At 56.9% G+C, this 19076-nt stretch carries 23 protein-coding genes; 5 read left to right on the top strand and 18 right to left on the bottom strand.

Going from position 1 to position 19076, the window contains the following annotated elements; genetic code table 11:
* Nucleotides 1-98 precede the first annotated feature (98 nt).
* Together PLD_RS29375 and PLD_RS29380 are read left to right on the top strand one after the other, a co-directional pair.
* Nucleotides 99-692: a phosphoheptose isomerase gene (locus tag PLD_RS29375; protein WP_017738708.1), complete on the top strand. Its 594-nt coding sequence runs from the start codon at nt 99-101 to the stop codon at nt 690-692.
* Nucleotides 689-1267: a BON domain-containing protein gene (locus PLD_RS29380; RefSeq protein ID WP_159898266.1), complete on the top strand. Its 579-nt coding sequence runs from the start codon at nt 689-691 to the stop codon at nt 1265-1267. Before PLD_RS29375 ends, PLD_RS29380 begins: the two co-directional genes overlap by 4 nt.
* A gap of 153 nt (nt 1268-1420) precedes the next feature.
* On the opposite strand, the gene PLD_RS29385 is transcribed toward PLD_RS29380, so the two are convergent.
* The 10 genes from PLD_RS29385 to rplM form a co-directional block, all read right to left on the bottom strand.
* Nucleotides 1421-2947, bottom strand: a complete 1527-nt coding sequence (locus tag PLD_RS29385) for an IS66 family transposase (RefSeq protein WP_159889786.1) — start codon at nt 2945-2947, stop codon at nt 1421-1423.
* A gap of 62 nt (nt 2948-3009) precedes the next feature.
* Nucleotides 3010-3345 carry an IS66 family insertion sequence element accessory protein TnpB gene (tnpB, locus tag PLD_RS30895; RefSeq protein WP_159889784.1) on the bottom strand — a complete coding sequence of 112 codons (336 nt, stop codon included), beginning with the start codon at nt 3343-3345 and terminating at the stop codon, nt 3010-3012.
* Complete coding sequence (locus PLD_RS29395; protein ID WP_159889782.1) at nt 3342-3659, bottom strand: transposase; 318 nt, start codon at nt 3657-3659, stop codon at nt 3342-3344. The genes tnpB and PLD_RS29395 overlap by 4 nt, the downstream gene beginning before the upstream one ends.
* A gap of 293 nt (nt 3660-3952) precedes the next feature.
* On the bottom strand, nt 3953-4366 hold the full coding sequence (locus PLD_RS29400) for a ClpXP protease specificity-enhancing factor (protein ID WP_159898267.1): 414 nt from the start codon (nt 4364-4366) through the stop codon (nt 3953-3955).
* 16 nt (nt 4367-4382) lie between these two features.
* A complete protein-coding gene (locus PLD_RS29405; protein ID WP_159898268.1) occupies nt 4383-5000 on the bottom strand; it encodes a glutathione S-transferase N-terminal domain-containing protein in 618 nt (205 codons plus the stop codon).
* A 152-nt stretch (nt 5001-5152) separates the two neighbouring features.
* Nucleotides 5153-5935 carry a cytochrome c1 gene (locus tag PLD_RS29410; protein WP_159898269.1) on the bottom strand — a complete coding sequence of 261 codons (783 nt, stop codon included), beginning with the start codon at nt 5933-5935 and terminating at the stop codon, nt 5153-5155.
* Nucleotides 5935-7146 (bottom strand): cytochrome bc complex cytochrome b subunit, encoded by a 1212-nt coding sequence (locus PLD_RS29415; RefSeq protein ID WP_159898270.1) that lies wholly within the window; start codon nt 7144-7146, stop codon nt 5935-5937. The genes PLD_RS29410 and PLD_RS29415 overlap by 1 nt, the downstream gene beginning before the upstream one ends.
* On the bottom strand, nt 7146-7739 hold the full coding sequence (petA, locus tag PLD_RS29420; protein ID WP_047306018.1) for a ubiquinol-cytochrome c reductase iron-sulfur subunit: 594 nt from the start codon (nt 7737-7739) through the stop codon (nt 7146-7148). The genes PLD_RS29415 and petA overlap by 1 nt, the downstream gene beginning before the upstream one ends.
* Before the next feature lie 253 nt (nt 7740-7992).
* Nucleotides 7993-8385, bottom strand: a complete 393-nt coding sequence (rpsI, locus tag PLD_RS29425) for a 30S ribosomal protein S9 (RefSeq protein ID WP_003205364.1) — start codon at nt 8383-8385, stop codon at nt 7993-7995.
* Nucleotides 8386-8399: 14 nt separating this feature from the next.
* Complete coding sequence (gene rplM / locus PLD_RS29430; RefSeq protein ID WP_007928449.1) at nt 8400-8828, bottom strand: 50S ribosomal protein L13; 429 nt, start codon at nt 8826-8828, stop codon at nt 8400-8402.
* A 247-nt stretch (nt 8829-9075) separates the two neighbouring features.
* On the opposite strand from rplM, the gene PLD_RS29435 reads away from it, so the two are divergent.
* A complete protein-coding gene (locus tag PLD_RS29435; RefSeq protein WP_159898271.1) occupies nt 9076-10116 on the top strand; it encodes an NADP(H)-dependent aldo-keto reductase in 1041 nt (346 codons plus the stop codon).
* A 72-nt stretch (nt 10117-10188) separates the two neighbouring features.
* Here PLD_RS29435 and PLD_RS29440 read toward each other — a convergent pair whose 3' ends face one another.
* Nucleotides 10189-11325, bottom strand: a complete 1137-nt coding sequence (locus PLD_RS29440; RefSeq protein WP_159898272.1) for an acyl-CoA dehydrogenase family protein — start codon at nt 11323-11325, stop codon at nt 10189-10191.
* Nucleotides 11326-11568: 243 nt separating this feature from the next.
* Between PLD_RS29440 and PLD_RS29445 the strand changes: the two genes are divergently transcribed.
* The gene (locus PLD_RS29445) at nt 11569-12468 is read left to right on the top strand and encodes a GlxA family transcriptional regulator (RefSeq protein WP_178116259.1); all 900 of its coding nucleotides are present in this window, start codon (nt 11569-11571) and stop codon (nt 12466-12468) included.
* A 43-nt stretch (nt 12469-12511) separates the two neighbouring features.
* Here the strand turns inward: PLD_RS29445 and zapE are convergent, their stop codons facing one another.
* The 3 genes from zapE to PLD_RS29460 form a co-directional block, all read right to left on the bottom strand.
* Nucleotides 12512-13606 (bottom strand): cell division protein ZapE, encoded by a 1095-nt coding sequence (gene zapE / locus PLD_RS29450; RefSeq protein WP_159898274.1) that lies wholly within the window; start codon nt 13604-13606, stop codon nt 12512-12514.
* An 88-nt stretch (nt 13607-13694) separates the two neighbouring features.
* The gene (locus PLD_RS29455) at nt 13695-15050 is read right to left on the bottom strand and encodes a tryptophan--tRNA ligase (RefSeq protein ID WP_159898275.1); all 1356 of its coding nucleotides are present in this window, start codon (nt 15048-15050) and stop codon (nt 13695-13697) included.
* Between the two features lie 24 nt (nt 15051-15074).
* Entirely contained in the window at nt 15075-15704 is a 630-nt protein-coding gene (locus PLD_RS29460; protein ID WP_159898276.1) for an alpha/beta hydrolase, read from the bottom strand.
* A gap of 144 nt (nt 15705-15848) precedes the next feature.
* Between PLD_RS29460 and PLD_RS29465 the strand changes: the two genes are divergently transcribed.
* Nucleotides 15849-16283, top strand: a complete 435-nt coding sequence (locus tag PLD_RS29465) for a YhcB family protein (protein WP_159898277.1) — start codon at nt 15849-15851, stop codon at nt 16281-16283.
* 71 nt (nt 16284-16354) lie between these two features.
* Here the strand turns inward: PLD_RS29465 and PLD_RS29470 are convergent, their stop codons facing one another.
* From PLD_RS29470 to PLD_RS29485, 4 genes are all read right to left on the bottom strand, one after another.
* Nucleotides 16355-17077 (bottom strand): OmpA family protein, encoded by a 723-nt coding sequence (locus PLD_RS29470; RefSeq protein WP_159898278.1) that lies wholly within the window; start codon nt 17075-17077, stop codon nt 16355-16357.
* A 111-nt stretch (nt 17078-17188) separates the two neighbouring features.
* The gene (locus PLD_RS29475; RefSeq protein ID WP_159898437.1) at nt 17189-17833 is read right to left on the bottom strand and encodes an MBL fold metallo-hydrolase; all 645 of its coding nucleotides are present in this window, start codon (nt 17831-17833) and stop codon (nt 17189-17191) included.
* A gap of 57 nt (nt 17834-17890) precedes the next feature.
* On the bottom strand, nt 17891-18391 hold the full coding sequence (locus PLD_RS29480; protein ID WP_159898279.1) for a methylated-DNA--[protein]-cysteine S-methyltransferase: 501 nt from the start codon (nt 18389-18391) through the stop codon (nt 17891-17893).
* 155 nt (nt 18392-18546) lie between these two features.
* On the bottom strand, nt 18547-18801 hold the full coding sequence (locus PLD_RS29485; RefSeq protein WP_159898280.1) for a hypothetical protein: 255 nt from the start codon (nt 18799-18801) through the stop codon (nt 18547-18549).
* Between the last annotated feature and the right edge of the window lie 275 nt (nt 18802-19076).

The following is a 19076-nucleotide window of genomic DNA, read 5'->3' on the forward strand; positions in this document are numbered from 1 at the left end:
CTGTTGGGCAGCGCCCATTTTTACCCAACTATTTTGCTCTTTGCTTTGCGGGCTGCACATTCACGTGCCACTAAGCCGCGCCACTTAAGGTCACACAGATGGACATGCAATCCCGAATTCGCCAGCTTTTTCAGGCCAGTATCGACACCAAGCAACAGGCGATGGACGTACTTGCACCGCACATCGAGCAAGCCAGCCAAGTCATGGTCAACGCCCTGCTCAACGAGGGAAAAATGCTCTCATGTGGCAACGGCGGCTCCGCCGGCGATGCCCAACACTTCTCTTCTGAACTGCTCAACCGCTTCGAGCGCGAGCGCCCAAGCCTTCCAGCCATCGCACTGACCACCGACAGTTCGACCATCACCTCGATAGCCAACGACTACAGCTACAACGAAATCTTCTCCAAACAGATCCGCGCCCTGGGCCAACCGGGCGACGTCCTGCTGGCCATCTCTACCAGCGGCAATTCAGCGAACATTATTCAAGCCATCCAGGCCGCACATGATCGAGAAATGGTTGTCGTAGCATTGACCGGCCGAGACGGCGGAGGCATGGCATCTCTGCTGTTGCCTGAAGATGTAGAGATTCGCGTACCGGCCAACGTCACGGCGCGCATTCAGGAAGTCCACCTGCTGGCGATCCATTGCCTCTGCGACTTGATCGACAGCCAACTGTTCGGGAGTGAAGAATGACCCTTAATCGCCTTGGCCTTCTGGCCTTGACCTTGTGCCTCAGCATCAGTGGTTGTAGCTCGGTGATTACCGCCACCCGCGACAAACCCATTGACGACGACCGCGGCACTCGCACCTTTGGCAGCAAGATCGACGACTCATTGATCGAAACCAAAGTCGCCGTCAACGTTGCCAAAGCCAATCCAGACCTGGAAAACAGCTCGCACATTGTCGTCACCAGCTTCAACGGCATCGTACTGCTGGCAGGCCAGACACCACGCGCCGACCTCAAGAGCGTCGCCGAACAGGCCGCAGGTGAAGTACAGCGAGTCAAAAAGGTACACAACGAACTGCAGGTACTGCCTCCTTCCGGCTTTCTCGCACGGCAGAACGATGGCTGGCTGACCACCAAGATCAAAACCCAAATGCTTACCGACGCCAGCATTCCCGCCTCACGAATCAAAGTGGTGACCGAGAACGGCATCGTTTACCTGCTGGGCCTGCTGACCAGGCAAGAGGCTGCTCAAGCCACCAACTTGGTGCAAGGCGTTTCCGGCGTACAGAAAATCGTCAAACTGTTCGAGTACATCGACTGACACCCTGGATCTGCAAGTGGCGCCCCGCGCAGACCACGTGAAAACGCAACCAGCCAAGCATCAAAAGCCAATGCCCCGCCTTGTCGGGGCATTGGCTTTTCTATGAGTGACAGAAACCCAAGGTAAGCGTCTGCCCAACTCACGTTGCGTAAGTCAGACAGATACCCACTGATGCGGCAGCAGTTGGTCGATCTCACTCGCCCGTTGCGTCGGCAACCGCGTCAGCACATCTTTGAGATAGGCATACGGATCGTGCCCATTCATGCGCGCCGACTGGATCAAGCTCATGATCGCCGCCGCCCGTTTGCCGCTGCGAAGCGATCCGGCAAACAACCAATTCGAACGGCCAAGCGCCCACGGTCTGATCTGGTTTTCGACTGGATTGTTGTCTATGGGGACAGCGCCATCATCCAGGTAGCGCGTCAGCGCGATCCAGCGTTTAAGGCTGTAATCCAAGGCTTTGGCCGTCGCTGACCCGTTGGGCACAAGATCGCGCTGGGTCAACATCCAGTCGTGCAGTGTTTTTGCCAGCGGCGCTGCTTTTTCTTGCCGTATTCGGCGGCGATCCTCATCGCTCATGTCCCGCGCTTGGCGTTCAACTTCGTACAGGCCACCAATTGAGTGCAGCGCCTGTTCGGCCAGCTGACTTTTATTCGCCACGTGCAGATCGAAAAACTTGCGGCGGGCGTGGGCCATGCAGCCGATTTCGATCATGCCTTTCTCGAAGCCAGCTTTGTAGCCAGCAAAGTCGTCGCACACCAGCTTGCCGTTCCATGAGCCGAGGAAGTTACGTGCATGCTCACCTGCCCGGCTCGGGCTGAAGTCATAGACCACGGCCTTGAGCACCGAAAACGGCGTGGTGCAGTAAGCCCATACATAAGAACGGTGAGTTTTCTTCTGTCCGGGCGCAAGCATCTGCACCGGCGTCTCGTCGGCATGGACGACTCGTTGGGCCAAAACGGCTTCTCGCAAGGCATCAACCAGCGCCTGAAGCTGCACACCGGTCTGTCCAACCCATTGAGCCAGTGTGGAGCGCGGGATCGCTAAACCGGCACGTCCGAAGATTTTCTCCTGCCGATACAACGGCAAGTGGTCAGCGAACTTCGCAACCATCACATGGGCCAGCAGACCTGCGGTTGGGATGCCTTTGTCGATCACTTGGGCCGGTACTGGTGCCTGGATCAGTGTTTCGCACTGACGGCAGGCCCATTTCCCACGCACATGCTGTTCGACGGTGAACACGCCTGGCGTGTAATCCAGTTTCTCGCTGACGTCCTCGCCGATGCGCTGAAGTTGGCAACCGCAAGTGCACTGAGTGTTTTCTGGTTCGTGATGAATGACGGTACGTGGAAACTGCGACGGCAGCGGCGCGCGCTTTGGCTTTTGGCGCGCTACTTCTGGAGCAGGAGTCGGAAGCAGTGCCGTCAGCTCGGCGTCGATAGCCTCAAGATCGGTGTTAAGAAGATCGTCGAGCAAGCTGCCTTGCTCAGGACTGATCTGCTCGCTGCGCTTGGCAAACCGGTGCCGCTTGAGGATCGCGATCTCGTGGGTCAACTGTTCGATGATGGTTTGATCGCGGTGGTTCTTTCTGCCCATGGTGTCGACCTTCGACATCAACTGCGCAGCGAGTGCACGCAGTTGGTCGGGGGTCATGTGGTCGAGGTTTGGCATAGAAGTCATGCCGTGGATTTTACCAAAGCCGACCGCGTGCGACAGCGTGTTCTGGGTTTAATTACAGCTTTTTAAAGGATCGTGATTGCACCGCCAGCGCCAACGCGCTGCCAAGGCAAACCAAGTACCAAGGCCTGAAGTTGCTCACTATCCAGTTCCAACTCGCTGCCTTGTCGTATGCCTGGCCAGTGGAATTTTCCTTGGTTCAACCGCCGTGCCGCCAGCCAAACGCCGATTCCGTCATGCACGAGAACTTTCATACGATTGGCCCGGCGATTGGCAAACAGATAAGCGCAGTGCGGCTTCGCCGCACCGAATACTGCGATCACTCTGGCCAGCGCAGTTTCGGTGCCGGCACGCATATCCATGGGTTCGGTGGCGAGCCAGATGGCGTCAATGCGGATCACTTGGCAAGCTCTCGGATAAATCGAGCGCACCCATCAGGATCGGACACTGGCCACTTCACGGCGATGGCTTGTTCGCCAACGGGTATCTCGATGATCGCCAATGCCTCTGACGGCCGCTTAGGAGGAGCCTTCAACGGGACAAACGCAGGCAACGCGGGCACTGAGCTGTGCCGGTAAAGCGGCAGCCATTTACGAATGACGTTGGCGTTGATGCCGTGAGCGATGGCGACGCTTGAAACGGTGGCGCCGGGCTGAAGGCATTCCTGAACGACCTGGGCTTTGAACGGTTTGGGATAAGAGCTTCGTTGGCGCATGAAAATCCTGGCGATTAAGGGCGATGGTGTCCGCTTAAAAATACGCGGACACCATCGCCCTTAATGCTGGAGTTTTGAAGGTGACTTGGCCAGACGCTTACAACCCAAGAAAGCCCTCTTCTGACTATTTGCCATGAGCTCGCCCAGAGGAGCTGGAAACGACACACTCCAGGCGGGCTCTTATCTGGAATGCAACACACAAAAAATGCCCACATCTTGCGATATGGGCATTTTTTTATGCCGACGAGCACATTGTTAAGCTTTCAAGCAACCTGCATCCACATTGCCCTTTCTTACTTAACCACTTTCAAGCTGGGTCGACCGCTAGGGCGCGGCGGCTCACTATCTGGTGGCGGCACGTCATCATCCGGATCGACATCGTCATCCTCTTCCAGAGGCGACTCCAAATCAAAGACCATGCCTTGACCATTTTCCCGCGCGTAGATCCCCAAGATCGCAGCAATAGGCACATGCAGACTATGAGGCACGCCACCAAAGCGACCTTCGAAGGTTACCGCATCATTGTCCATATGCAGATGACGCACGGCGCTGGGAGAAATATTCAGGACAATCTGCCCGTCACTGGCAAATCCCTGAGGCACCTGCACCGCAGGATAGTCGGAGTTGACCAGCAAATGCGGGGTGCAATCGTTGTCCACAATCCACTCATAGAGCGCGCGGACCAAATAAGGTCGACTGGAGTTCATAGCGGCTCCTTAAGCCTCAGCGCATATCACGTTCGACACCAGACAGACTCGCCTGGAAAGCCTCACGCGCAAATTGGCGCTCCATATAATCAAGCAGCGGCTTGGCCTGCCGCGGCAACTCAATACCCAGGATCGGCAATCTCCAGAGTATGGGAAGTAGGCAGCAATCCACCAGACTTTGTTCCTCACTGAGGAAAAACGGCTTGTCGGCGAACAGCGGAGAAACTCCGGTCAGGCTCTCACGAAGTTCTTTACGCGCTTGAACCCGTGCAGCTTCCTTGGTTCGAGAGTCAAGAATAAGGTCGACCTGCCCACACCAATCACGCTGAATACGGTGTATCAGCAAACGGCTGTTGGCCCGCGCCACTGGATAGACTGGCAGCAACGGTGGATGCGGATAACGCTCATCCAGGTACTCCATCACCACAGTCGACTCCCACAATGCCAGGTCACGATCGACCAGCGTAGGCAGACTCCCATAAGGGTTCACCTCGATCAGTTTCGGCGGCTGACGCCCCGCCTCCACATTAATGATCTCGGCGCTGACACCCTTCTCCGCAAGCACAATGCGCACCCGGTGGGAATAGTGGTCGGCGGGGTCGGAGTAACAGGCCAACCGATTGGTCACGCCCATGGCGATCCTCCTCGCTTGTTGAAATTATCGGAAGCAGAAAAAACGAGCGCGCCCTAAAGGCGCCTCTGGTAACCCCCGAATGATACAAGGTTGTTACAGCTTCAGAGACGCCCACGGGCGCGCACGTTCAACAACTGATGTTTAAACCGTTATCAATGAATATCTTTCCAGTATTCACGCTTGAGCAGATAGGCGAACACAAAGAAAAAGGCCAGATACAGTAGCACGTATGTACCAATGCGCTGATGCTGAAGCTTGACCGGGTTGGCCGAGTAAGCCAGGAAGGTCACCAGATTCTTGACCTTCTCGTCGAACTGCTCCTCATTGAGAGCGCCGCTATTCTCCTTGATGGTCAACTGGTCACACGCTTCATGAGTCAGCGGCGTACCGGTCAGCGGATCGTATTGTTTCTTACCGTCCTCAACGATCTGAACCTGCTTGCAACCCACCACCTGACGACCTTGAAGACCAACCAGAACGTTAGGCATACCCACGTTAGGGAAGACCTTGTTGTTCACACCCCAAGGACGCGATGGATCTTCATAGAAGGACTTGAGATAGCTGTAGAGCCAGTCATTACCACGAACACGTGCCACCAAGGTCAGGTCTGGCGGCGCAGCACCAAACCAGCTCTTGGCATCAGCGGGCTGCATGCCAATGTTCATATGGTCGCCAATCTTTGCTCCGGTAAAAACCAGTTTGCTCAGCATCAGGTCGTGAGGGATACCCAAGTCATCAGCAACCCGCTCATAACGCTGGAACTTTGCACTGTGGCAGCCCATGCAATAGTTGGCGAAGGTCCGAGCGCCGTCCTGCAATGCAGCCTTGTCAGACAGATCGATATCGACCTTCTCCAGCTCTGGGCCAGCAGCACCACTCGCAAAAGACATTACGGGCATAGCAGCAAGAATCAGTACAGCAAATAGCTTTTTCATCAGCCAGTCACCCTTTCCGGAACCGGTTTGGTCTTCTCGAGCCTGGTGTAGAACGGCATCAGAATGAAGTAGGCGAAGTACAGGAAGGTACATATCTGCGACAGCAATGTACGACCAGGAGTCGGAGCCAATACACCCAGCACACCCAGGATCACGAACGAGATGCAGAACAGCAGCAACCAGATCTTGCTCAACATCCCTTTATATCGCATGGACTTGACCGGACTACGGTCCAGCCAAGGCAGCACGAACAGCACCGCGATCGCAGCCCCCATCGCGATCACACCCAACAGCTTGTCCGGCACCGCACGCAGAATCGCGTAGAACGGAGTGAAGTACCAAACCGGGGCAATGTGCTCAGGCGTCTTGAATGGGTTGGCCGGTTCGAAGTTCGGCTTCTCGAGGAAATAACCGCCCATTTCCGGGAAGAAGAACACGATCGAGCAGAAGATGAACAAGAACACTACAACACCGACAATGTCTTTCACGGTGTAGTAAGGATGGAAAGCGATGCCGTCCAACGGAACACCGTTCTCGTCCTTGTGCTTCTTGATATCGACGCCATCAGGGTTGTTCGAACCCACCTCGTGCAATGCCAGGATGTGCAGCACCACCAAACCGAGAATAACGATCGGCAGCGCAACCACGTGCAAGGCGAAGAAGCGGTTCAGGGTAATCCCGGAAATCAGGTAATCGCCACGGATCCACTGGGTCAGATCATCCCCAATCACCGGGATCGCACCGAACAGCGAGATGATCACCTGGGCCCCCCAGTAGGACATCTGCCCCCAAGGCAGCAGGTAGCCCATGAAGGCCTCAGCCATCAGTGCCAGGTAGATCAGCATGCCAAACAACCACACTAGCTCACGGGGTTTCTGGTAGGAGCCGTAGAGCAGGCCACGGAACATATGCAGATAAACCACGATGAAGAACGCGGAAGCTCCGGTGGAGTGCAGCAGACGCAGGATTGCGCCGTACTCAACATCCCGCATGATGTACTCAACGGAAGCAAAGGCCTCTTCCGCCGAGGGGGTGTAGCTCATGGTCAGCCAGACACCGGTAACGATCTGGTTGACCAGAACCAACAGCGCCAGGGAGCCAAAGAAATAGAAGAAGTTGAAGTTCTTCGGAGCGTAATACTTGCTGAGATGGTCTTCCCACATCTTGGTCGCGGGGAAACGCGCATCGACCCAATCCATGAACTTGCTCATCACGCTTTCTCCGTGTCGACGCCAATGACAATGATGTCATCCGACTCATAGGAATGCGGGGGGACTGGCAGGTTCAGGGGCGCGGGCTGCGCCTTGTAGACGCGACCAGCCAGATCGTAGTGGGAGCCGTGGCAAGGGCAGAAATAGCCACCTACCCAGTCCTTGCCCAGATCCGCAGGCGCCACTTCAGGACGGAAGGTCGGAGAACAGCCCAAGTGGGTGCAAATACCGATCAGCAGCAGAATCTCTGGCTTGATCGAACGCACTTCCGGGTCGACGTAGGTTGGTTGTACTGAGTTCTTGGAGTCAGGGTCAGACAGCTGGCCCTCGATCTTTTTAAGATTCCCCAGGATTTCCTCTGTACGGCGGACGATGAACACCGGCTGACCTCGCCATTCAGCAATCATCTGCTGACCTGGATCGATCTTGCTGATATTCACTTTCACCGGTGCACCTGCGGCTTTCGCCTTGGCACTGGGAAACCATGACCCCACGAACGGGACCGCAGCCCCCACCGCTCCAGCAGCGCCCACCACGGATGTGGCTGCTACTAGGAAGCGACGCCGGCCTGCATTCACGCCGTCATTGCTCATTCAGTCCTCTCCCATCAGCTTTGTGGCCTGTTAAATCAGGCATCTACTAAGTAAAAATCTGAACTTATAAAAATTTTGCCGAATGGTAATGAAAAGCCCCTATTCTGACAAGGTAATTACCAAGCCAAGCCAGCGCCAAGCCTTGTAGTATAGGGCCTCCACGGATGTGGCAAGTTGTCACACCGCAATTTTCAGACAATAAAAAACGCCCAGCTCCGCAAGGAGACTGGGCGCTTTTGAACGCGACAGCGAATTAACGCTTGGAGTATTGCGGACGCTTACGCGCTTTACGCAGACCCACTTTCTTACGCTCTACTTCACGTGCGTCACGGGTTACGAAACCAGCTTTACGCAGAGCGCCACGCAGAGTTTCGTCGTAATCCATCAGAGCGCGAGTGATACCGTGGCGGATTGCGCCAGCTTGACCACTTACGCCGCCGCCGATAACGGTAACGTAGATATCGAACTTCTCAACAGTCTCGGTCAGCTCCAGCGGTTGACGAACTACCATGCGGGCAGTTTCGCGACCAAAGAAGTTATCCAGGGAGCGGTTGTTGATCGAGATGTTGCCAGTGCCCGGACGCAGGAAAACGCGTGCGGTTGCAGTCTTGCGACGGCCAGTGCCGTAATTTTGAGTCGCCGACATAATGAACTATTCCGTTAAATCTTCAGTTCTTGGGGCTGCTGAGCAGTATGAGGGTGAGCAGCGCCCGCATAGACTTTCAGCTTACGGTACATGTCGCGACCCAGCGGGTTTTTAGGCAGCATGCCTTTTACCGCGGTCTCGATCACGCGCTCAGGGGCTTTGGCGATCAGCTTCTCGAAGTTGATCGACTTGATGCCGCCCGGGAAACCGGAGTGGGAGTAGTACATTTTGTCAGTGGTTTTAGCGCCAGTAACACGTACCTGCTCGGCATTGATCACGACGATGTAGTCGCCGGTGTCAACGTGAGGAGTGTACTCAGGCTTGTGCTTGCCACGCAGACGGCTCGCGATTTCGGTGGCCAGACGACCCAGGGTCTGACCTGCAGCGTCGACGACGAACCAGTCGCGCTTTACTGTTTCCGGTTTAGCAGTAAAAGTTTTCATTCTTTATAGCCTCAGGGGCCGCCCAGCAAAATAGACGGCGGATCTTACTGAATAGTGCTTACTTTGACAAGGTCAAAGGCAGCCGGACACAGACGCTATCGGGGGCTCGGGTCAGCGCGTCTGGTATACGGCAAGATTCTTCGGCAGGCGGCGCATCACTTCCACTGCAGAAAGAGCTGCCGAATTATGCAGATTGCGAAAAAAAATTCAACCTGCTTTTATGATTGTTTTGCCAAGGGAGCACCCGATGGACTATCGCCAACTGGGCCGAACCGATCTGAATGTGAGTGCCATTTGCCTGGGAACCATGACCTGGGGCGAGCAGAACACTCAGGCTGAGGCCTTCGCTCAGATCGAACGAGCCAAGAATGCCGGGATCAATTTCATCGACACCGCCGAGATGTACCCGGTCCCCCCCAAGGCTGAAACCTACGCCAGCACCGAGCGCTATATCGGTAACTGGTTCAAGCAACGCGGCGACCGCGCCGACTGGATCCTCGCCAGTAAGATCGCCGGACCGGGCAACACCATCGACTACATCCGCGATAAACAGCTCAAGCACAACCGCAAACACATCGTTGAAGCCGTGGATGCCAGCCTCAAGCGCCTACAGACCGACTGGATCGACCTTTACCAACTGCATTGGCCTGAGCGCAGCACCAACTTCTTCGGTCAACTGGGCTATACACACAAGGCCGATGAAGACTTCACCCCACTGGAAGAAACCCTCGAAGCACTGGATGAACAGGTCAAGGCCGGCAAAATCCGCCACATCGGCCTGTCCAACGAAACCCCTTGGGGCACCATGAAATTCCTCGCCCTGGCCGAAAGCCGCGGCTGGCCGCGAGCCGTTTCGATCCAAAACCCCTACAACCTGCTCAACCGCAGCTTTGAGGTGGGCCTTGCGGAAATCGCGATTCGAGAACAATGCGGCCTATTGGCCTATTCCCCGCTGGCGTTCGGCTTTTTGTCCGGCAAGTACGAGGCAGGTGCCCGCCCGGCCAAAGCACGCCTGAGCCTTTATAGTCGCTTCAATCGCTACTTCAATCCGCAGTCCGAAGCAGCCTGCATCCGCTACGTAGCCCTGGCTCGCGAACAGGGCCTGGACCCTGCGCAAATGGCCTTGGCCTTTGTCAATCAACAGCCATTCGTGACCAGCAATATCATCGGTGCGACCACCCTGGAGCAATTGGACAGCAACATTGCCAGCGCCGACTTGAAGCTTTCAGAAGAGGTCTTGGCGGCAATCGACGCGATCCACAAGGACCACCCCAGCCCCGCGCCATAAAAACCCGAAAAGGGCTTGCCAGCGAGCGCAGCACCGCATGAGTCGCTCACGCTCCCTGGCACGCCGCCGGGCCTATAACGACCGGGCGATGATTTCCTTCATGATTTCATTGGTCCCGGCATAGATACGCTGCACCCTGGCATCCGCCCAGGCCCGAGCCACCGGGTATTCCCACATAAAGCCGTAGCCACCATGTAGCTGCACACATTCATCCAGCACCTTGCATTGCAAATCGGTGCCCCAGTACTTGGCCATTGCCGCTGTCGGCACGTCGAGCTTGCCTTGCAGGTGCAGCTCCAAGCAGCGGTCGACAAACACTCGGCCAATCTGAATTTCCGTGGCCATCTCCGCCAGCTTGAATCGGCTGTTCTGAAAGTCGGCAATCGCCTTGCCGAAGGCTTTGCGTTCGCGGGTGTAGTCCAAAGTCCATTGCAGCGCCGCCTCAGCACTGGCCAGACCGCCGATCGCAACCGTCAGCCGCTCCTGAGGGAGCTCCTGCATCAGATAGGCGAACCCCATCCCGGCTTGCCCCAGCAGGTTTTCCTTGGGCACACGCACATCCTGGAAAAACAACTCCGAGGTGTCCTGAGCCTTCATGCCGACCTTTTCCAGGCGCTTGCCCTTGGAAAACCCAGGGGTATTGGCTTCAACAAGGAACAGACTGGTGCCCTTGGCGCCCGCCTTGGGATCGGTTTTGGCCACGACAATCACCAGCTCGGCCAGAAAACCATTGGTGATAAAGGTTTTGGAACCGTTGATCACGTATTCGTCGCCATCGAGTACCGCCGTGGTCTTCACTCCCTGCAGGTCGGAACCCGCGCCAGGCTCCGTCATGGCAATCGCGGTGACCGTCTCCCCTGATACCAGCCTGGGCAGATACTTGCGCTTCAGCGCCTCACTGCCGTAATGCAGGATGTAGGGCGCGACAATATCTGAATGCAAGGAAAAGCCGATACCGGTCAAGCCAAGCCGGCCGATCTCCTCAATGACCACCGTGCTGTAGAGAAAATCCGCCCCCAGGCCGCCGTACTCTTCTGGAATATGTGAGCACAGCATCCCCGCCTCGCCCGCCTTGCTCCACAGTTGACGGTCGATATAGCCCTGTTTTTCCCAATCACCATGGAAGGGCACCGCCTCTTTCTCAAGAAAGCTACGCACGCTGTCACGGAAGAGTTCGTGCTCGGAACTGAACAAAGTTCTGGGAATCATGCTGCCACCTGTGGTTGTTATTGATTGGGATTGGCTGCCAGAGCCTAAGCCCAGGTATCTGCACAGGACACTGGACACATCCGACAAAAAATAAGACGATCCAGCCGTCTGGTGACCACTTTCCCCTATAAGAACAATTGAATTATGTCTAACCAAACCTCCACGCCCTTGCGGCGCGTCAGCATCCTGGCCATCGACCGGGTTTTCGCCTCCACCCTCATGCAAGCCAAGGACTTCTTCCACCTGGCCAGCCTGCGCTACGGCAAACAACTGGGCCAAGGCTTGACCCCTGCATTCGAAACCCGCTTGGTCAGCCCCAACGGTCAGCCGGTGAGCAGTTTCAGCAACGTGACCATCCCGGTGGACGGTCCGCTGGAAGACGCGGATGTGATCGTCCTCCCGGCGTTTTGGGATGACTTCGATACCTTGTGCCAACGCTACCCACAGATACTGCCCTGGCTGCGCGCGCAACACGCTCGCGGGGCAGTGCTCTGCGGCGAAGCCACCGGCGTTTTCTGGCTGGCTGAGGCCGGATTGCTCGACGGTAAGGAAGCCACCACTTACTGGCGTTTCTTCAGTGCCTTCAGTGAGCGCTTCCCTAACGTCCAACTCAACCAGGACAAACACCTGACCGACGCCGACAACCTCTATTGCGCCGGCGGTACTACTTCAGCCTGCGATCTTTATATCTACCTGATCGAACGCTTCTGCAGCGCCAACGTGGCTCAAGCGGTGGCTCGGGACATCCTCTACGAAGTGCAACGCAACTACGCCCCCGGGCGCATCGGCTTTGGCGGTCAGAAACTGCACCAGGATGTGCTCATCCTGCAGATCCAGCACTGGCTTGAGGAGCACTTCGCCGACAAGTTCCGTTTCGAGGATGTGGCTCGCGAGCATGGCATGAGCATTCGCAACTTCATGCGTCGCTTCCAAACCGCCACTGGCGACAAGCCTCTGCACTACCTGCAGCGCCTGCGCATCGAAACCGCCAAGGGCCTGCTCTCGGGAACACGCAAGAGCATCAAGACCATCAGCTACGAAGTCGGCTACGACGACGCCAGTTTCTTCGCCCGGCTGTTTCGCCAGCATACCGAACTCTCACCCAACCAGTACCGCCAGCAATTCCAGCAACAGGCCGCATAAAAAAAAGGGCCTGCAGTGCAGGCCTTTTTCATTGGTTCAATGATTACGGTTTGTGCGCTCGCGAGAGGAATTCGTGGGACTGCATTTCCAGCAACCGGCTTAGGGTTCGTTGGAACTCGAACGTCAGACGACCACCGGTGTAGAGGTCCTTGAGTTCAACCTCGGCGGAGATGATCAGCTTGACGTTACGGTCGTAGAACTCATCGACCATGTTGATAAAACGCCGTGCGATGTCGTCGGTGGTGACACTCATCTGCTCCACGCCGCTGAGCAGCACGGCATGGAAAATCTTGCCCAACTCGATGTAGTCGTTCTGACTACGAGGCCCGTCGCACAGCTCACGGAAATCGAACCAGGCCACATCATCACAAGTACGCAGTGCGCGGATCTCACGGTTTTCGATGATCAATACATCGTTTTCCACCGATTGAGTGCACTCCGGTGTCAACGCCCGGAAACTTTTACGCAGACTCTCGTGGGCCGCTTCGTCCAGTGGGTAGTGGAACAGCTCCGCCTGCTCCAGGTGACGCAACCGATAGTCGACGCCACTGTCGACGTTGACGATTTCGGTGTTCTGCTTGATCAGGGCAATGGCCGGCAAGAAGCGCGCACGCTGCAGGCCATCCTTATACAAACCGTCTGGAACGATGTTCGAGGTGGCCACCAGGGTCACGCCATTCTTGAACAACTCCTCCATCAAGGTGCCGAGAATCATCGCGTCGGTGATATCAGACACAAAGAACTCATCGAAGCAGATCACCCGCGCTTCTTGTGAGAATCGCTTGGCGATGATGGTCAGCGGATTCTTCTCGCCACCCAGGGTCTTCATTTCTTCGTGTACACGCTTCATAAAACGATGAAAATGCGTACGAACCTTTTCCTTGAACGGCAAGGCTTCAAAGAAGGTGTCCACTAGGTAGGTCTTGCCGCGCCCGACTCCGCCCCAGAAGTACAGCCCCTTGACCGGTGCCTGATCCTTCTTGCCGAAGATTTTGCCGAACAGCCCCGGCTTGTTTTGTTCGGCGGCGATCAGATCCTCATACAGGCGCTGCAAATGACGCACAGCGGTTTCCTGCGCAGCGTCGTGAAAGAAGTCCGGGCGTTTCAGGTCTGCTTGGTATCGTTCTAGGGGCGTCATAATTCGTTAGCAAGGCAACAAAAACGGGCCGTCACTTTAGCGACGGCCCTGGGGAATGGCAATCAGCCCTTGGTCGGGAAGATTCCGATTAGTCCTGCGCTGGAGTCAGCGCAGTCCGCAGTGCATCGATGGCCATGTCACAGGCCGCGGCATCAGCGAAAGCCGGGCTGTCGGCTACACAGGTACCCTCCAGCCAGATACTGAAGCCGGTAGCTTCACGACGCAGGTCCAGTTCCTGACCAGATTGCAGTTGCTTGGTCACCGCACCGGCCGCCTTGCCATCTGCAAAGTTGCGCGACAACAGCAACTGCTCACCCTCGGCGGACAACAGACGGAAGCGGAAGCTGCCATCGTCTTCGCGAAAGCTGATGAAGCGTGCAGCTTTGGCGGCTTTCTTTTTGGTGGTCGCGGCCACCTGCACCGGAGTAGCAAAAGAACGCAAACCTACCGCTTCACGCAGTTGGCTGAGGAAAGGCGTCGCCACCGCCCGAGCCTTGATCGCACCGACACGCAGGATGTCTTCCAGATCCGACGGGCGCGCGATCAATTGGTGGTAACGCTCGCGGGCTTCGCCCAGCTCGCCATCCAGCAATTGGAACAGGCGGTTCTTGGCTTCGCCCCAACCCAGGCCCTGAAGCAATTCACCACGGAACTCAGCGGCCTGCGCCGGGGTAGAAAATGCCTGGAACAGCGTAAACAGGTGGGCGTTGTCAGGGTCTTTGGCTTCACCAGGTGCCTTGGAGTCGGTGACGATCCGCGAGATCGCGTCCTTCATGTCCTTAGCACTGCTGAACAGCGGGATGGTGTTGTCATAGCTCTTGGACATCTTGCGACCGTCCAGGCCAGGCAGGGTGGCGACACTTTCCTCGATCAGCGCCTCGGGCATGGTGAAGAACTCCTTGCCCTGGCCGAAGAGGTGGTTGAAACGCTGGCCGATATCCCGGGCCATTTCCACGTGCTGGATCTGATCACGCCCCACCGGCACCTTGTGCGCGTTGAACATCAAGATGTCCGCAGCCATCAGCACCGGGTAGCTGTACAGGCCCATGGTGATACCGGCGTCCGGGTCTTCCCCGGCCTCAAGGTTCTTGTCCACCGAGGCTTTATAAGCATGGGCGCGGTTGAGTAGCCCCTTGGCGGCGACACAGGTCAGCAGCCAGGTCAGCTCCGGGATCTCCGGAATGTCCGACTGGCGATAGAAGGTTACGCGCTCCACATCCAGGCCACCGGCCAGCCAAGTCGCGGCAATCTCCTGGCGCGAGCGCTGGATACGCAGCGGGTCATCACACTTGATCAGCGCGTGATAGTCAGCCAGAAAGTAGAAGGAATCGGCATTGTTGTCGCGGCTGGCCAAGATCGCCGGGCGAATCGCACCAGCGTAGTTGCCCAGGTGCGGCGTGCCGGTGGTGGTGATGCCAGTGAGAATACGCGTACGAGTAGTCATGGGTAATCGCTTGTCAGACTGCTATCAATTCGAAAGTCGCGGCAGTACCAGATCCTTCAGATCGGTGAGCTTGCCATGAAAAAAGTGCCCGCATTCTGCCACTTTCAGCAGCTCATGGGGGCGAACAAGCGCGTCAGACCAGTCATAGACCGCTTGGGGATCGATGACTTCATCGGTTTCCGGCTGAATCAGAGTCAACGGGCAGGTTTCCGGCAACAGGTCGGTCTCCCGCAACCGGGTCACCGCCGCCGCTACCATGAACAGGTGCTTGAGCGGCACGCCCTGGACTTCCAGGCGCCCGCCAAGGCTGGCGGCGACGAAACCACCAAAAGAGAAACCCAGCAGAGTCAAAGGCAGCTCGGGGTGTTTGTCACGCAGCCACAGGGCGGCCGCCTGGGCATCGTCGACTTCGCCACTGCCCATATCGTGACAACCTTCACTGGCGCCGACACCCCGATAGTTGAAGCGCAAGGTGATCAAACCGGCATCCCGCGCGGTGCGCTGCAAGGTCGACACCACCTTATTGAGCATGGTGCCGCCCTGCACCGGGTTTGGATGACAGATCAGTGCCACGCCACGAGCGTCGGGCACCTCCAGATACAAGGCTTCCAGTTGGCCCACCGGGCCGGCAATCACTACAGGGGTTTCACGCATTAGCAAGGAAGGAACTCCGTGACCTCGAAGGGGGTCGACTCGTCTAGCAAATGGTCTGTGCCAATCTATTGCGAGTGAATCGCGGTATACAGCGCAGGTTCGAGCCGTTAACGTAAAGCAAAGCCGTTTATAGAGGAAGGACTCGTGGAACACTCGCTCTTAGTTTGGTTGTTGCCGACTCTTGCCCTGGTCGCGGGTGTCGCCATTGGATTCCTGGTTGCTCGCCTGCTGCCCAATGCCGCGCCTAACCGCACGCAGCGTCAGTTGGATGATATTCAGGAACGTTTCGACAATTATCAGAACGAAGTGGTCACCCACTTCAACAGCACTGCAAACCTGGTGAAAAAGCTCACCCAGAGCTATCAGGAAGTGCAGGATCACCTCGCCGAGGGCGCCAACCGCCTGGCCCTGGACGAACTGACCCGCCAGCGCCTGCTGGCCGCACTGCATTCGGAGTCGGCACAAGCACCGCGCGAGCGCCTGACTCCACCGCGAGATCAGGAGCCACCACGGGACTACGCACCGAAGACGCCGAACGCACCCGGCATGCTCGACGAGCAATACGGCCTGAAGAAGTAATTCGTTTCAGCCATAAAAAACGCCCGATGCACATCGGGCGTTTTTTTGTCCGTCAAATTGTGACGGGGCGATCAGTACTGCTGGTACTGCTGACCGGGTTGTTGATATTGCTGACCGGGAATCGCCTTGAGATTGACCTCCACCCGACGGTTCTGCGCGCGGCCGTTAACGTCGGCGTTGCTGGCGATCGGGTTATCCGGACCGGCACCACGCGCGGACAAGTTGGCTCCGCTCACACCCTGGGAAGTCAGGTAGGTTGCCACGCTCTGGGCACGACGCAGGGACAGGTCCATGTTGTGCTGACGGCTGCCGGTGCTGTCGGTGTAACCGACGATCTCGATCTGGTTCTGGTTGAACTCACGCAGGGAGTTGGCCAGGTTGTTCAACGGCTGGTAAAAGCTTGAGGCAATGTTCGCCGAGTCGGTGGCGAAGGTGATGTTGCCCGGCATGATCAGCTTGATCTGATCACCCTGACGCTGCACTTCAACTCCGGTGTTGGCCATGCTGGCGCGCAGCTTCTTCTCCTGCTGGTCGGCGTAGTAGCCGTAACCGGCGGCAGACGCCCCCACCACGGCCGCACCGATCAGTGCTCCCTTGCCACGGTTGTTGTGGTCGATGGCGGCACCGGCCAACGCACCGGCCAAGGCTCCCAGGCCACCGTATTTTGCAGTTTTGCTCATGCCCGACGAACCGCCGTCGGCCTGCCCCTGATTGTCATAGGGATTAGGCGAAGCGCAACCAGACAATAAGGCCACAGCAGTAGCGACAACAATCAAACGACGCGAGGTGAACATGGAAAGCTCCTACATTTTGCATTCTGTGGTGCAGCGGACGTTGGCAACAGACCTTTGCTGAAGTTGGAACACGCAGAACGGCAAAAATTCCGTGAACCACAGAGCAAATAGTCAGGCTCTCACGAATGGGTTCTGACGCATTTCATCACCCAGGCGGGTGTCTGGACCGTGACCGGCGATCACTGTGGCTTCTTCGTCGAGGGTATACAGACGCTGTTTGATCGAACGCACCAGTGTAGCCTGATCGCCGCCCCACAAGTCCGTACGCCCGACACCACCCTTGAACAGCGTGTCACCAGCAATCAGAAGCTTAGCCTCAGAAAACCAAAAGCTCATGGAACCTGGGGTGTGCCCGGGCGTGTGCAAGGCCACGCCACAACCGCAGGCCAGCTCTTCATCATCGTCCAGCCAGCGGTCTGGAGACGGGACCGGGGTGTAAGGCACGCCGAACATGCTGCACTGCATCTCCAGGTTGTCCCAAAGAAACTGATCGTCCTTATGCAGATGCAACGTGGCACCGGTCTTTTCCTTCATCTGCCCGGAGGCAAGGAAATGATCCAAGTGCGCATGGGTATGGATGATGCTCACCACTTTCAACCCCAGGGCATCGAGACGCGCCATGATCAGATCAGGGTTGCCACCTGGGTCGACAACGATGGCTTTCTTGGTCAACGGATCACCGATGATGGTGCAGTTGCACTGCAAAGGGCCGACGGGGAAGGTTTCGCGGATAAGACAGGGTTTAGCGGCGTCCACGGGAATGCTCCAGAAAGTCGATGGGCCATTTTCGCACAGCTCGCCGTCGCAGCTCATTCAAAACGCCAGAGGCAGCGTTTCTTCGCCTTCCAGCGCCAGCAGAAACTGCTTGGCCTCAAGCCCGCCCGCAAAACCGGTCAGGCTCCCCGTAGCGCCGATCACCCGGTGACAAGGGACAACAATCGAAATCGGGTTCCGGCCATTGGCCGCGCCCACCGCGCGCACGGACTTGGGGCTGCCGATTTGTCGAGCAATCTGGCCATAACTACGAGTTTCGCCAAAGGGGATGGTCAGCAGCGCCTGCCAGACCTTGCGCTGAAACTCGGTGCCAACACAGTCCAGCTCAAGATCGAAGCGTTCACGGCGGCCGACAAAGTACTCCTGAAGCTGGCACTCGGTCTCCAGCAGCAGCGGGTGATTGTCTGCTTGCTGCAGTGGGCCAAGGCGCACGCGGTTCTGCTGTTCATGCTCCCAGAGAATCGCGGCCAGCTTCGCCCCCCTGGCCACCAGGGTTAGATCCCCCACCGGGGATGGGGTTTTCTTGAATACGCAGGACATGCTATGCCTCCTAAAATCTACCCAGGAGGCCTGGCACACCCATTTACGACTGGTCGCTTTACCTCCCCACGCCGTCACTGTAAATCGAGATTCCAGCGCAAGAACTACATTTCTTGCGCTGGAATTCAATGGCGAAGCATCCGCCAGGCCAGAGACTACTTGTCTTCTTCGATCAGGTAGCAGTTGTCACTGCTGCTGCGCTGACCATGAGGGTCGATGATGAAAGCCCCTCGTCCCTTGCCGCATTCAAGCAAATGCACCGGTGACAGCTCGCGCTGCTTATCAATGCGTGCATTGAAGTGAACGATATAACCGCCCATGGAAATCGACACACACAGAATCAGCACCAGACACAACACCAACTGATCGGAGTAACGGGCGCTGGTGTCATCAGACGGTGTTGGTGACATAACCCGCCCCTGCACACTCAACGCTGTGGCCAATCCAAAACCAGTTAAAGGGGCCTCCCTGCCCAAGTCGCAGCAATGGCGTATAGGAAGGCAGGACGCAGGATATCAGGCCGAGGAGAATCAAGATCAGCAAGACTCCTTTGACCACTGAAGACAAACTCATGGCGGGTCACGCTCTGGATACAAGAGCCCCCCAGCTTAGAGAGCGATGGGTTAACACTAGGTAAACATCGTCAGCAAAGGGTCCGACTCCGCTATCCTTCGGTCCACCAAGC

It is taken from the genome of Pseudomonas sp. LD120 (assembly GCF_009861525.1).
Taxonomy (GTDB): domain Bacteria; phylum Pseudomonadota; class Gammaproteobacteria; order Pseudomonadales; family Pseudomonadaceae; genus Aquipseudomonas.

What these genes read in the sequence shown, in the direction of transcription:
- PLD_RS29380 (WP_159898266.1), top strand. Translation starts at nt 689, where the DNA reads ATGACCCTTAATCGCCTTGGCCTTCTGGCCTTGACCTTGTGCCTCAGC.
- PLD_RS29375 (WP_017738708.1), top strand. Translation starts at nt 99, where the DNA reads ATGGACATGCAATCCCGAATTCGCCAGCTTTTTCAGGCCAGTATCGAC.
- PLD_RS29405 (WP_159898268.1), bottom strand. Translation starts at nt 5,000, where the DNA reads ATGGGCGTGACCAATCGGTTGGCCTGTTACTCCGACCCCGCCGACCAC.
- PLD_RS29485 (WP_159898280.1), bottom strand. Translation starts at nt 18,801, where the DNA reads ATGTCACCAACACCGTCTGATGACACCAGCGCCCGTTACTCCGATCAG.
- PLD_RS29435 (WP_159898271.1), top strand. Translation starts at nt 9,076, where the DNA reads ATGGACTATCGCCAACTGGGCCGAACCGATCTGAATGTGAGTGCCATT.
- PLD_RS29480 (WP_159898279.1), bottom strand. Translation starts at nt 18,391, where the DNA reads ATGTCCTGCGTATTCAAGAAAACCCCATCCCCGGTGGGGGATCTAACC.
- PLD_RS29470 (WP_159898278.1), bottom strand. Translation starts at nt 17,077, where the DNA reads ATGTTCACCTCGCGTCGTTTGATTGTTGTCGCTACTGCTGTGGCCTTA.
- PLD_RS29395 (WP_159889782.1), bottom strand. Translation starts at nt 3,659, where the DNA reads ATGCGCCAACGAAGCTCTTATCCCAAACCGTTCAAAGCCCAGGTCGTT.
- PLD_RS29440 (WP_159898272.1), bottom strand. Translation starts at nt 11,325, where the DNA reads ATGATTCCCAGAACTTTGTTCAGTTCCGAGCACGAACTCTTCCGTGAC.
- petA (WP_047306018.1), bottom strand. Translation starts at nt 7,739, where the DNA reads ATGAGCAATGACGGCGTGAATGCAGGCCGGCGTCGCTTCCTAGTAGCA.
- PLD_RS29400 (WP_159898267.1), bottom strand. Translation starts at nt 4,366, where the DNA reads ATGAACTCCAGTCGACCTTATTTGGTCCGCGCGCTCTATGAGTGGATT.
- PLD_RS29460 (WP_159898276.1), bottom strand. Translation starts at nt 15,704, where the DNA reads ATGCGTGAAACCCCTGTAGTGATTGCCGGCCCGGTGGGCCAACTGGAA.
- rpsI (WP_003205364.1), bottom strand. Translation starts at nt 8,385, where the DNA reads ATGTCGGCGACTCAAAATTACGGCACTGGCCGTCGCAAGACTGCAACC.
- PLD_RS29410 (WP_159898269.1), bottom strand. Translation starts at nt 5,935, where the DNA reads ATGAAAAAGCTATTTGCTGTACTGATTCTTGCTGCTATGCCCGTAATG.
- rplM (WP_007928449.1), bottom strand. Translation starts at nt 8,828, where the DNA reads ATGAAAACTTTTACTGCTAAACCGGAAACAGTAAAGCGCGACTGGTTC.
- PLD_RS29455 (WP_159898275.1), bottom strand. Translation starts at nt 15,050, where the DNA reads ATGACTACTCGTACGCGTATTCTCACTGGCATCACCACCACCGGCACG.
- zapE (WP_159898274.1), bottom strand. Translation starts at nt 13,606, where the DNA reads ATGACGCCCCTAGAACGATACCAAGCAGACCTGAAACGCCCGGACTTC.
- PLD_RS29415 (WP_159898270.1), bottom strand. Translation starts at nt 7,146, where the DNA reads ATGAGCAAGTTCATGGATTGGGTCGATGCGCGTTTCCCCGCGACCAAG.
- PLD_RS29385 (WP_159889786.1), bottom strand. Translation starts at nt 2,947, where the DNA reads ATGACTTCTATGCCAAACCTCGACCACATGACCCCCGACCAACTGCGT.